Source organism: Anaerohalosphaera lusitana, from assembly GCF_002007645.1.
GTDB classification, from domain to species: domain Bacteria; phylum Planctomycetota; class Phycisphaerae; order Sedimentisphaerales; family Anaerohalosphaeraceae; genus Anaerohalosphaera; species Anaerohalosphaera lusitana.
Map to the genome: position 1 here is coordinate 1,348,392 of NZ_CP019791.1, position 12,582 is coordinate 1,360,973.

The following is a 12,582-nucleotide window of genomic DNA, read 5'->3' on the forward strand; positions in this document are numbered from 1 at the left end:
AATCTTAGCAACCAACCTTGTCAGTTTTATAACCCTGCAGTAGACTGACATTCATAAGGCTCGACGCATCAATTTGGGGGTACTTTGTTGATGTTCTTTTGGCACCATCGATAGGCAGTGCGAAAATATAACTAAAATCATAACTCACTGCACAATATGATCTTAGAAAAACTTTTCTGCAATACTCACAGGTGCCTGAGAACAGCCGCAAACCCCTGAGAGTAAGAAAAATGGAACGCATTTACCAGCCAATTATGGGGGCTGCAGTGATCTGCGAAATACGAAACCAAAACCACTAGCCAGGAGCACATCAGTATGGCCAGAGATGTCACAATTCTACTAGCAGAGGACAATGAGGGGCATTTCATCCTTACACGTAATTACCTGCAGCGTCAGGGGATACGTAATGAAATAGTATGGCTGCCCGACGGCCAGGCGACACTGGATTATCTCACGAACCATGTCGCCGGCCGGCAGGACGAGGACGAAAAAGACTACGTTCTGATCCTCGATATTCGCATGCCGAAAATAGACGGCGAACAGGTTCTCCAGCAGATGAACGCCGATCCGGAACTCAGCCAGATACCGGTAATTATTCTTACGTGCACGGGCAGCGGCGGAATGATCGAGCGGTACTACGAACTCGGCGCCAAAGCCTACATCGTAAAGCCAGTCAAATACAGCACTTACCTCGATGCGATGAAAAAAGTAGGCCTCTATCCCTCCTCCGTACCCGACGGCGTAAAACTGATCAAAAGGGACAGTGTCACCGTGTGACCGCATGAAGTTGTCCAATAAATCCGAAAGTCTGCACGCTTTAGAGGTTGCGTGATGTATAAATACACTTAAGTCATAAGTCCGGTATCTGCATATACCTAAGTCATAATGCGTTTCTGCATATCAATGGCCGATACTACTAATATCCGTGCTAATACGGTGTTTCTGCTTGACTTTGGCGGTCTTGCACTGCTTCGCAGGATAAAAATGGCGTAGTTTTGGTTTAGCTTGGTGTTTTTCAGGTCGCGGCTCTGCTGAGTTGCGGCCTTTTTTCTGGTATATTGAGGAGAAAAAGTTATTCGGATGCTGGAATTGGACGATTATATTAGTGATTATGCTTTAGGGCGGTTGGAGTCTTTGTCATTCAGGAGTGTTTTGAGCTTATGTGGAACGAAGATGATATTCAGGGGCAATTGTTTTCCTGCGATGAGTGGGAGATGCTGGTTGGGGATCTGGGGCTTTCGCGGCGGCAGGGGGAGTTGATGTATCTGCTTGTTCATGGGTATTCCGACCGCCAGATCGGGGGTAAACTGGGGATTTCGCTGGCTACGGTTCGAACTCATATATCACGCCTTTTCCAAAAATTCGATCTTCAGGACCGGGTTGAGCTTAACTGCCTGGTTTTCGGCAAGTTCCGAGAGCAGTGCAACCGCATGGATTGTCCCCGTAACCGCACGAGATGTGGTCAAAAATGATGACATCTGTATTAATGTATTGTTTTTTCCTACCTATTTCTGTATAATCGCTGAAGCAATGGAGGATGCTGTTAAGTTTTGTATGGCTTGACAGGTTTTGGAAGATAGAGATGATGATTATGGAAGGGGTATCTGTATGAAAAGGTTTGGTTTTGCTCTTATCAGCTTGCTGTGCATAGTTGCGGTAAGCCCGGCGGGTCTGGTTTCGCTAAGCGGCGTCGATCTATTGACGGATTACGATGCTGGTACCGGTGTACTGGCTATAAACGATACTGCGGCAGTAACTATCGAGGAATCGACAAGCATTCAAACTACAGTGACCGGCGCCGACATTCAGCTTTCCACTACACTTTCTGCGGATAACTCTGTAGGCGGAATGGCTAGCGGTCTTTTCACTGGCGGTTCGCTGTCTTTCGTTGACTCTTCTGGAAGCACACTGCTCGAAGGTACGATCAATCAGATCGCGATCGGTGAAGTTTTTGACGGTATGGGCCTGCTGGCAGGTACCGGTGATTTTCAGGTTACTGGCGGCTCGCTCGCTTCTGAATTTCCAGATGCTCTTGGTGAGATCGTTCAGTTGAGCTTTAATGTCTCGCCTACTACGATCTCTGATTATACTACTGATTTTTCCGCAAGGACGAATCTCAGTCTGATGCCTGTTCCCGAGCCAGCAACTATCGCGATGCTCGGTCTTGGCGGTCTTGCACTGCTTCGCAGGAAAAAGAGCGCGTAAGCGATATTAAAAACGAATCTCCTTATGGTTTGACTGTTTGAGAAAGCAGTTGAACGATAAAATTCGGGGTTGTGCCTTTGGTGCAACCCTTTTTTTACGCGCTGATTGAACTGAAAGCCAATTCAAAGTTAAGATAGGCCTTTCTGCAGCTTTTATTTGCGTGATTCCAGTTGAGCGTTCGGCTGTAGGGCAGAATGGAGCTTTTAAATGTGGATGCCGCAGTAGCCGAATTCATCACATGCCTGCTTAATTCTTTTCCACACGGTTTCGTCCTTTATCAGTTCCACTGCTATTGGGAAGAGGATCGTTTCTTCCTGGAAGAAATGATCGCGGAGCAGGGGGCATATGAATGATGTGGCGGAGTTGAGCTGGGCGCGGAACTGTGAGAACGGGATCTGGTTGAAGTTTGCGATGAGTTTTATCAGGTCGCTGAGGCCTATTCTTATGTATACATGGTCGTTGCGGGCCGCCTGACAGAGAGATGTCCAGCCGTGCTTCTGGAGGGAAGGGAATATGACGTCTTCTTCCCGCTGGATGTGCTCTTCGATGCTGTCGAGGTGTTCTATAATGTGGGTGAATTTGCGGAACTCCGTCTGCGTATCGGTAAGCAGTGCAAGGTGCTGGATTTCTTCTGTAACGTCTTCCAGGTCGGCTATGAAGCATCGCATGATGTCGTGTTCGGCGATGACCATGCGCAGTATGTGATCGGCGGGAAGCTCTTTTCTCAGGCTCAGGGATTTTTCATCGAGCATTCCGATCAGCAGGAAGACCGAGGCAAGCTGCTGGGCGAGGCGGACGGAGAAACCGTCGTTGATCAGGTTCTGTTCCGCTTCGGCTATGTCGCGCGCCTGGACCTCGGTAACGAGCTTCGAGGCCTCGGATTTGATGGTTTTTGGGTCCTCGCCTCGGCTGATGCGTCTTAGCAGGCTCGTTAGTACGTCGCTGTTTTTGTATGTTCTGGCCATTTTCCTGCCCTCCATATCGAGGGTTGCCTGTTGTATCCATTATCTATACGGATACCAGCAGTCGACAGGTGATGGAAAAACCTTCTATTCTTCAGAAGGTAGGGCAGAAAATCCGAGTGGGCACGTTTTTTGCGCAGCAAGCGGGGTTATGGGCGGATAATCATGGTTTGCTCTGCTTTTGTTTGCGGTACTGAATTGGCGGTACCTAGACGGGGGCAGGCTTCAGGTGCGATCCTTGGGTTTTCGGGCGATCTTGTTGGCCAAGAGCAGACCCGTAAGTGTTCCCAGTGCGAAGGTGATCAGCAGCAGGAGAGCCCGAGGCATCTTTATGCTCACAAAAAGGAATTTCGTATTCACTGACTCGATGTTCTGGAAAATGATGATGACTGTGAGCAATATGAGGATCGCTGCGATGATGGTCTTGTAATTGTATTTTTTCATTGCTTTAGCCTCCGGTCGTTTTGCTGTGAAACCTGAATTTGTTGTTTCTACATCAATTTTAACATATCGGTGAGGGATTGCCAGTTTTAATTTTGGGTATCACGGGCGGTAGTGGAAGTGCTGGTGGATATAGTTGGGTTAGGCCTGATTGCGGGAGGCTGGTGGATGATTAGAATTGAACTGAGATTTCGTTGCGGAAGCAGGGGTGATGGTATATTCTGATAGTGGATGTGCAACCGGATAATGAGGTATTGGGCAAGTAAGGCGGGGCAGAGATTTGAAACGTAAACTTTTCTGGACAGCGGGGACAGTCGTGATAACAGCGGTAATAGTCGTTCTGGTGATCATTCTGGTGAAGTATGTCGCGGGGCCCGAGATCGTCCGGAGCAAGGCGGCGGGCGAGATCGGCAAGATGTGGGGCGGTCCCGTGAGGGTGGAGGGAGTTACGTTCAATTATACCGAGCCCATCCTGGTCGAGAATATAGTGCTTTCGGATGAACAGGGCAGGGAGTGGGTGGCCTTGAGGGGTATAACTGTGGAACTGGAAGGGTTGCTGCGCGGGAAGACGGGGATCCGGGGCGTGGAGGTTGATGAGCTGGTCGGTGATGTTTATGTAGACGGCAGGCAGGTTAATGCGCCGCTGAAACCTGGGGGCGAGGAGAAGAAAGAGAAGGCAAAGCCTGCCCGGATCGATCATGTGCGTATCAAGGATGGGGAGCTTCGGCTGCATACGGAGAAGGGGGATGAGGCGTTTTATGATGATCTGAGTTTGATGGCGGAGCGGACAGCGGATCGGTATGAGATAAATTTTGAGCAGAAGCGGACGGAAATGGGGGATTATGCACTGGTTAAGGGAACAGCAGGTTTGGGGGGGGATAGTCCGGATGTTGATCTGCGATGGGAGGGTGAGCGTGCGTTGACGCCAGTTGAGGCGGAGCTGCTGTTGGGGCTTTTCGAGGTGGACTGGGTGGAGACTGTTGAGGGCGGTGCAAAGTGGGGTTTTGATCTGCGGGGTAAGATCGCGGAGCTGGAGAAGGGGCTGATCGAGGGCAGGGGTGAGATTAAGGATCTGCGGCTTGTGGGGCGTGAGGATGTTTTGATAGACGGCGGCAGTTTTATTATAGAGGGTAACAACGACAGGTTCGAGATCCGCGACGGCAAGGCGAATTTCTGCTGCGGATCCCTGGATTATAACGGGTACGTTCGGCCGGGTGGGGAGCATTTTGCTGAGCATGGCGGGGTTGTCAAGCTGACGAATCTGGACCTGAAGCAACTGGGTGCGAATGTGCCGAATGTGCGCGAGTTCAGCCAGGGGAGCGGTAATTTCAGGTGTGAGTATTCGATGCAGGGCGGTGCGATGGAGACGCTGAGCGGGGACGGGGCGCTGATGCTGGAGGATGCGGATCTCGGGTCGATGCCTATCATTTCTGCTATATTCAAGACGCTGGGGCTTGGGTCGTTCGACCCGCTGGCCAGCGCGGATGTTGCGACGCAGTTTACGGCAGAGGGGCCTGTGTTGACGTTTCAGAAGGGTCAGGTGGGCAGTTCTCTTGCAGCGGTGAATATGCAGGAGGGCGGGACGATCAATATGCAGACGAAGCATATGGACTTTTATGTGGTGGGGACCGTGCTTGGCGAGGTTGAGGACTTTTTTGGGAAGCTGCCGATCGCTGAGTTGTTCGTGGAGGCTAAGGGTAAGCTGACGCGGCTGCGGGTCGAGGGAAAGTGGACGGACCCGCCGATGGAGCTGATAAGCAAGCAGCCGCTGGAGGACGTGGGTGAGGCGACGCTGGGGTTCTTTAAGGGCGTGCTGGATACGGGCGGTGATCTTGGCAAGGGCGTGCTGGATGTGCTGGGGTTTTAGGGGGAGGGGATGCGGCCAGCGTTGCGTGGTCACTCGCGGCTTAGTCGCCGCTAGCGTATGTTATTTTTTTAGTCCCAAGGTTTGAAATTGCCCTGTTCGGCCAGACCCTGCATCGTCTGGTTAAGGCTCTTCATAAAGGTGTTTCGGTTGCCTTGCCAATAGATGGGCGGGCCGATGAAAATATCGCAGTAGAAGGGTACGAGCAGAAAATCGCCTTTGGGCAGTGCCTTTCCGAGCCCGTGGCAGAAAATGGGAACGACCGGGATTTCGGGAAATCTTTTTGAAAGGTGAGCAATGCCTGTCTTGAAGTTTTCCAGTTTTTCAGGTTCGCCACGGGTGCCTTCGGGGTAAAGGATCAGGCTTTGGCCTTTTTTTAAAGCCTGGGAACAGCTTGCGAGCGGGTCAAGCCGGACCGATCTGATTTCTCTTTGAACCGGTACGATCTGTATTATATTGTCGGCAAACCAGCGGCGGAGGCGGCTCTTGTAGAAGTAGTCTGTTGCAGCGACCGGGCGTGTTTCCTGTATCCGCTTAAAGGGGAAAAGGCTCATCAGGACCATCGTGTCCAGGTGGCTGTTGTGGTTTGCCACAAGGATCATCTGTTTGTGCTTGTGCAGCCGGGAGCGGTCGCGGATGTTGAGTCCCAGCACGACGAGCACGAGCGGCTTGATGAGGACCTGGAACCAGATGTAGCGCAGAACTGTTTTCATTATTTCATACTATCATGTGCAGAAATAGCGGACGAAGTGCAGGAACAGCGGGGCGGTGAATGTGAGGCTGTCGATGCGGTCGAGGATTCCGCCGTGGCCCGGAAGGAACGAGCCGGAGTCCTTGATCTTCAGGTCGCGCTTGAGGGCGGAGATGGTAATGTCGCCGAAGAAGCCGGCGAGGCCGATGATGATGCCGGCAAATATCGAATGAATGAGATTCATCGGGGTCAGATATGGAGCGAGCAGGACCGCGAGAACCGTTGTAGTTGCGACGCCTCCTATAAGGCCTGCCCATGTTTTGCCCGGACTTATTTGCGGGACGACTTTTCTTTTTCCGAAGCTTTTGCCCCAGATGTACTGTGCGACGTCGTTGATCTGGGTCAGGAACAGCAGATAGAAGACGAGAGTTTGACCAGATACCTGCGGATGATCCGGTGTTGTTACGAGAAAGAGGCCCGCAATGTGGCTGAGGCTGAAGACGGTGGCCATCATGCCCCAGTGGATGGTTCCCGCGGAGCGTAGAAAACCGTCTGTGCGGCCGACGAGTACGAGGCGGAGGCCGGTGAGAAGGAACATGTATACGGGGATGAAGATTATGAACATGCCGTACCAGCCGATGTGAATCCAACAGTACTGTACGGGTACGGCGATGTATGCCCAGAGGAGTACCCTTCTGTCTACTCGCCGGGTGGGGATGAGCGAGAAGTATTCTTTCATAGCGAGGAAGCTTACGAATGCCATGAAGATGACGAAAAAGCCTTTGCCAAGCAGAAGTGCGGCTGCGAAGAAAAATGCGATGTACCACCATGTTTTGATCCGCTGCTGTAGATTGGAGTAGTCCTTTTGCGGGTTCCGATGTTTCAGGATGGCGGCGGTTGTGCCGGCGATGAGGAGGACAAGGAATATGCCGGCGAACGCGATTAGAAGGTGCATGTTGGTGTTTATGAATTCAGTCATTTGACCTCCTGCAGGGCTTTGCGGATTCGGTTACAGATCGTGAGAATCAGGGCAGCGAGGATGATCCATAGTATGATGCTGCACCATGCGCCGGTTGGTACGCCCACGGCAAGCACAAGACCGATAATGCCGAAGACGAATGCGCGGTCACTTTTGCCCATGGGGCCCTCGTAACGGCGTGAAGCTTTGATCTGGACGGCGACGACGCCGGTCATTTCGGTTAGTGCCGCCAGGAGGACGAGCACTATCACAAGGATGGGATTGAAGTGGGGAATTGCTGCGAAAGGCAGGTAGAGGGCGGTGTCTGATATGACGTCGCCGAGTTCGTTGAGAAAGGCGCCGAGATCGCTTTTCATGTCGTGTTCGCGGGCGAGCATGCCGTCGATGGCATTGAGGGCCATGCGGATAAAGAGGAATATGGGCAGAGCGAGCAGGACGAGTCGATTTTCGTGCCAGCGGTAGATAGCGAGCCCCACGGCGATGGAGAGGACGGCTGCGGCTGTGGTCACCTGGTTGGGCGTTATGCCGATCCGGGCGAGTGAGTTGGTTATGGGCCGGAGAAGATTCTGGAATGCTGGTTTGATGTCATAAATGCTGGGCAATTTTGGGCTCCCGAAAACTGGTTACGCTTTATCCGGGTGCATTATACAGTTTTTAAAAAGGATGTCGACCAGATTTTATGGGTATGCGGCTTAACAAGAAGTCTTTTGGTATAGTGTGAAATTTGGTATCGCATGATAATAATTCATGAAAAAAGGGCAGGTCCTTTCGGGCCTGCCCTTTGAGTTTGGCGGTTAAGTGATTAACCGTTCTTTACTACTGCCTGTGCTGCTGCGAGGCGTGCGATCGGTACCCTGAAAGGAGAGCAGGATACATAGTCGAGACCTACGCGGTGGCAGAAGTCGATCGAGCTTGGTTCGCCGCCGTGTTCGCCGCAGATACCGCACTTGAGAGTCTTGCGGGTTTCGCGACCGAGCTTGACGCCCATCTCGACGAGCTTACCGACGCCGTTCTGGTCCAGAGCCTGGAACGGATCGACGGCGTAGATGCCCTTGTTGACGTATTCAGCAAGGAACTTGCCTGCGTCGTCACGAGAGAAGCCCATAGCCATCTGAGTGAGGTCATTTGTGCCGAAGCTGAAGAACTGAGCTTCTTCTGCAACTTCGTCAGCGGTCAGAGCCGCTCTTGGTATCTCGATCATCGTACCGACGAGGTAGCTGATGCGAGTGCCCTTTTCCTTGAAGACCTGCTTGATCTCGTCTACGACTTCTTCCTTGACGAGCTTGAGCTCATCGACGGAGCCGATCAGCGGGATCATGATCTCAGGCTTGACAGTCTTCTTCTGCTTCTTGACGTTGAGAGCGGCTTCAATGATGGCACGTGCCTGCATCCTGTAGATGGCAGGGTAGGTGACCGCGAGGCGAACACCACGGTGGCCGAGCATCGGGTTGAATTCGTGCAGCTTTTCAACTTCGGCTTTAACGCGTGAAGGCTTGACCTTGAGCTGCTTTGCCATCTCGGACTGTGAAGCCTTGTCCTGGGGCAGGAATTCGTGCAGCGGGGGATCGAGCAGACGTACGGTTACTGGCTTTGGAGCCATAGCCTTGAAGATGCCCTCGAAGTCCTTACGCTGGTAAGGCAGGAGCTTCTTGAGTGCGCCTTCGAACTGCTTTTTGGTGTCCTTGTATTCCTTCTTGATCTCGGTCTCTTCCTTCTTGGTAAGAGCTTCGTCAAGACGTGTGAGCATTGCAGCGTAGTCTTCAGCAGCAAGGATCATCTGACGTACAGGCCAGATGCGTTTGCCTTCGAAGAACATGTGCTCGGTACGGCAAAGGCCGATACCTTCTGCACCAAATTCGCGAGCTCTCTTTGCGTCTTCAGGGGTGTCAGCGTTAGTGCGAACGCCAAGCTTGCGGACCTTGTCGCAGATCTTCATGAACTTGCCGAAGTCGCCGCTGAGTTCCGGTTCGACGGTCGGGACCTGGCCCTTCATGAGCTGGCCTGTGGAACCGTCGAGACTTACGAAGTCACCCTGCTTGACGGTGAGCTTGCCGCAAGTGAACTTTTTGGTCTTGTAGTTGATCTCGACAGCGTCAACACCGGCGACGCAGCACTTACCCATGCCGCGAGCAACAACAGCAGCGTGCGAAGTCATGCCGCCGCGGGCCGTGAGGATACCTTTTGCGACAGCCATGCCGCCGATATCTTCCGGGCTGGTCTCGATCCTGACGAGGATCACGTCTTTGCCCTTCTTTGCCCACTCTTCAGCGGTGTCGGCATCGAAGACGACCTGACCTACTGCTGCGCCTGGAGAGGCGGGCAGACCGGTCGCAATGACGTCGCGTTTTGCCTTTGCGTCGAAGTGCGGGTGCAGCAGATGGTCGAGCTGTTCTGGTGTTACGCGTGTGACAGCTTCCTTCTGCGGGATGAGTTTTTCGCGAACCATATCGGTTGCGATCTTGATAGCGGCCGCTGCTGTGCGCTTACCGTTACGAGTCTGGAGCAGGTAGAGCTTGTCTTCCTGAACAGTGAACTCGATGTCCTGCATGTCCTTGTAGTGCTTTTCGAGCCTGGACATGATGGTGGTGAGCTCTTTGTAGGCCGGGGGCATTTCCTTCTTGAGGTTCTTGAGAGGTTCCGGCGTGCGGATACCTGCGACGACGTCTTCGCCCTGTGCGTTGCGGAGGAATTCGCCGTAGAACTCTTTCTTACCGGTGGATGGGTTACGAGTGAAGCAAACACCAGTTGCACAGTCTTCGCCCATGTTGCCGAATACCATAGCCTGTACGTTAACGGCTGTACCGAGCAGACCCGTGATGTTGTTGAGTTCACGATACTTTGCAGCACGTGGAGTGTTCCACGAACCGAATACCGCGTCAATAGACTTCGTGAGCTGATCGAACGGATCCTGCGGGAAGTTCTGCTTAACTTCCTTCTTGTAGATCTTTTTGTAGTCTTCTACAACAGCCTTGAGCTGGTCGGCTGACAGTTCGTTGTCGTTCTTGACGCCGGCCTTTTGCTTGGCTGTATGGAGAGCCTTTTCGAACTTCTCGTGATGGCAACCCATTACAACGTCACCGAACATATCGATGAAACGACGATAGATGTCGTATGCGAAGCGTGGGTTGTCGGTCTTTTCGATGATGCCTTCGACGACTTCATCATTGAGACCGAGGTTCAGGACGGTGTCCATCATACCGGGCATAGACACTGCCGCACCGGAGCGAACACTGACCAGGAGAGGCTTTTTGGGGTCACCGAACTTGAGGCCCATAGCCTTCTCGAGTTTCTTTACGTTTGTGTCGACTTCCTTGCGAAGTCCTGCCGGCCACTTGCCTTTGTTTTCATAGTATTCTTTGCAAACGTTGGTGGCGATAGTGAAGCCTGCCGGAACAGGTACACCAATGCTAGTCATCTCAGCGAGATTGGCGCCCTTGCCGCCCAGCAGGTTCTTCATGGAAGCATCGCCTTCGGCTTTGCCGTTTCCAAAGAAATAAACCCGTTTCTCTGCCATTATTCAAATCTCCAATAAAGTAAATGAAAGTTTGTTCTCAAACACTCCGCGTGTTCAGAAATCTTTTTACCGCAGCGCTTTTTGTTTTTGCGACTTTGCTTTCTGTCAGCGTCGGGCGGGACAAACTTTGTGACCGTGCCGACTTCGTGCTCGAACTTCAGTTGCTGATTTTGCCGCAAACCCTTAGGACCATTCCCGCAGAACGGTGCTAAAGGGCTTTGAATATATGGCAGAGTTGGAGATATGTCAACCTTGAAAAGGCTGGACGTGGGGAGTGAAGCGCATTTTTTGCGGAATTATTGAAGAATCGTTTTCGACTTTGCGCCCGTGCGGCGCGAGATGTTACGAATGTGACTTTTCGTGGGCGTCATTTTTCTTTGTCATGCGCCCCCGGCAGCGGTCGCAGTCGCAGGCCTGGACGAGACGGAGAGGACTTGCTCCGAGAAGAGTTTTTGATTCGGCAAGCTTTGCACCTTTGGCTTCCATCTGCCTGTTCGCTATCTCGGCTGTATCTTTGTTGTGGTAGCCGAGGCAGTCGGTGAGAACTGTGACGTGTTTTCTTCTGGCGAGCAGTCCGATGGCGGTTTTCTTTATAGCTTCTTCGTTGAGTGCACCCATGAGAATGTATTCGTCGGCTTTGAGTTCGCTGAGGATTCTGTCTGCGCGCGGCTCATCGAACGGATTTGGTGAACGTTTTTCAAGGATGATCTGATCGCATCGCGTGAAAATATCTCGGGGCAGATCGGTGCTTCCGTCGGCCTGGAAGCTGACGTGATTTTCGCGGGTTGTGTATGAGAGTTTTTCGTGGCCCGAGGTTCCGGGGATGCAGAACTGGTGCGAAGTGTCGATAGGTGTCCAGATAGTTGAGATCATGCGCACGTTTTTCAATCTTGCCCACGCTACGACTCGCCGGATGTTGATGAGTACCCTGCGATGGTTTCTAATCGGCGCTTTGCCGTCGGCAAGAAAGAAATCTTTCTGTGTGTCGACGTCTATAAGGACCCGTCTTCTCCTCAGGGTGATCACAGGTCGTATCATGAGTTACCTTTCTCATACAGACAAATCTACTTCACATTGTTGTACGCATCGCATGGAGTCTGGTTCTATCAATATGCTATCGAACCGCAGAGTGCTTGACTTTAGATGGTTGAGCTGGCAAAATGTTCGGTTTTCGGTATTGAAGCCAAAGACTTTTTTGCTTTTCGACGGCTGTATGTAAATAGCGGTTTGTGGTCAGGCGTTATGCTGTTTTTGATGTTAATTAGATTGTGATCATGCGGAAAATAAACGATTACCCCGATGTTTCATTAACTAGCGAAGAACTGGACGGGCGGCTCAATTTTAAGGATATTTTCGGACGCAATGGTGCGGTGCATCTTGAGATAGGCAGCGGGAAGGGGACCTTTCTGGTCCATCAGGCAAAGGCCCAGCCGGGGGTGAATTTTCTGGGGATCGAGTGGGCGAATAAGTATTACTGTCATGCGGTCGACAGAATTGGCAGGTGGGGGTTGGACAACGTCCGAATAACAAGGGCGGATGCGGCTCAGTTTTTGCGTGAGCATGTGGCGGACGAGTCGCTGGATTGCCTGCATCTTTATTTTCCGGATCCGTGGCCGAAGAAGCGGCATCATAAGAGACGGTTCTTCAATGCGAAGAACATGGACGAGGTTTTGCGGTGTCTGGTGCCGGGCGGCAGGGTGAATGTCGCAACTGACCACGCGGGCTATTTTTCGCAGATGGAGGAGGTTACGCAGGGGCTTGGTGATCGTATCGAGCGGGTGGAGTTTGTGCGGGCAGCGGGTGCTGAAGACGGCGAGATGGTGGGGACAAACTATGAGCGCAAATATGCTGAGGAAGGTCGGCAGACATTTACGCTTGCGTTTTTGAAAGCAGAGTGAAGCTAGTTCGTTTTGCCGGTTGCGTCAG

Annotated in this window: 12 protein-coding genes; 5 read left to right on the plus strand and 7 right to left on the minus strand. The window is 52.2% G+C overall.

All coding sequences use genetic code 11. The annotated features are described in order from the left end of the window. The first annotated feature begins 315 nt into the window (after positions 1-315). The 3 genes from STSP2_RS05740 (at position 316) to STSP2_RS05750 (ending at position 2,205) form a co-directional block, all read left to right on the plus strand. A complete protein-coding gene (locus tag STSP2_RS05740; RefSeq protein WP_146660719.1) occupies positions 316-777 on the plus strand; it encodes a response regulator in 462 nt (153 codons plus the stop codon). 383 nt (positions 778-1,160) lie between these two features. After that, the gene (locus STSP2_RS05745) at positions 1,161-1,472 is read left to right on the plus strand and encodes a response regulator transcription factor (RefSeq protein ID WP_146660721.1); all 312 of its coding nucleotides are present in this window, start codon (positions 1,161-1,163) and stop codon (positions 1,470-1,472) included. Positions 1,473-1,608: 136 nt separating this feature from the next. Continuing rightward, positions 1,609-2,205, plus strand: coding sequence for a PEP-CTERM sorting domain-containing protein (locus tag STSP2_RS05750; RefSeq protein WP_146660723.1), 597 nt, complete (start codon positions 1,609-1,611; stop codon positions 2,203-2,205). 203 nt (positions 2,206-2,408) lie between these two features. Here the strand turns inward: STSP2_RS05750 and STSP2_RS05755 are convergent, their stop codons facing one another. Both STSP2_RS05755 and STSP2_RS05760 read right to left on the minus strand, forming a co-directional pair. Then, positions 2,409-3,170: a DUF438 domain-containing protein gene (locus tag STSP2_RS05755; RefSeq protein ID WP_169853019.1), complete on the minus strand. Its 762-nt coding sequence runs from the start codon at positions 3,168-3,170 to the stop codon at positions 2,409-2,411. 222 nt (positions 3,171-3,392) lie between these two features. Continuing rightward, entirely contained in the window at positions 3,393-3,611 is a 219-nt protein-coding gene (locus tag STSP2_RS05760; RefSeq protein ID WP_146660727.1) for a lipopolysaccharide assembly protein LapA domain-containing protein, read from the minus strand. A gap of 277 nt (positions 3,612-3,888) precedes the next feature. Between STSP2_RS05760 and STSP2_RS05765 the strand changes: the two genes are divergently transcribed. Continuing rightward, the gene (locus STSP2_RS05765) at positions 3,889-5,475 is read left to right on the plus strand and encodes a hypothetical protein (protein ID WP_146660729.1); all 1,587 of its coding nucleotides are present in this window, start codon (positions 3,889-3,891) and stop codon (positions 5,473-5,475) included. A 68-nt stretch (positions 5,476-5,543) separates the two neighbouring features. On the opposite strand, the gene STSP2_RS05770 is transcribed toward STSP2_RS05765, so the two are convergent. The 5 genes from STSP2_RS05770 to STSP2_RS05790 all read right to left on the minus strand — a co-directional run bounded on the left by STSP2_RS05770 (position 5,544) and on the right by STSP2_RS05790 (position 11,694). Then, entirely contained in the window at positions 5,544-6,185 is a 642-nt protein-coding gene (locus STSP2_RS05770) for a lysophospholipid acyltransferase family protein (RefSeq protein ID WP_146660731.1), read from the minus strand. A 12-nt stretch (positions 6,186-6,197) separates the two neighbouring features. Next, positions 6,198-7,142: a phosphatidate cytidylyltransferase gene (locus STSP2_RS05775; RefSeq protein ID WP_146660733.1), complete on the minus strand. Its 945-nt coding sequence runs from the start codon at positions 7,140-7,142 to the stop codon at positions 6,198-6,200. Beyond that, a complete protein-coding gene (locus STSP2_RS05780; RefSeq protein ID WP_146660734.1) occupies positions 7,139-7,744 on the minus strand; it encodes a CDP-alcohol phosphatidyltransferase family protein in 606 nt (201 codons plus the stop codon). Before STSP2_RS05780 ends, STSP2_RS05775 begins: the two co-directional genes overlap by 4 nt. A gap of 200 nt (positions 7,745-7,944) precedes the next feature. Further along, positions 7,945-10,656: a pyruvate, phosphate dikinase gene (ppdK, locus tag STSP2_RS05785; protein WP_205848009.1), complete on the minus strand. Its 2,712-nt coding sequence runs from the start codon at positions 10,654-10,656 to the stop codon at positions 7,945-7,947. 342 nt (positions 10,657-10,998) lie between these two features. After that, on the minus strand, positions 10,999-11,694 hold the full coding sequence (locus STSP2_RS05790) for a cysteine hydrolase family protein (RefSeq protein WP_146660738.1): 696 nt from the start codon (positions 11,692-11,694) through the stop codon (positions 10,999-11,001). Between the two features lie 236 nt (positions 11,695-11,930). On the opposite strand from STSP2_RS05790, the gene trmB reads away from it, so the two are divergent. Then, positions 11,931-12,554 carry a tRNA (guanosine(46)-N7)-methyltransferase TrmB gene (gene trmB, locus STSP2_RS05795; protein ID WP_146660739.1) on the plus strand — a complete coding sequence of 208 codons (624 nt, stop codon included), beginning with the start codon at positions 11,931-11,933 and terminating at the stop codon, positions 12,552-12,554. Positions 12,555-12,582: the final 28 nt, after the last annotated feature.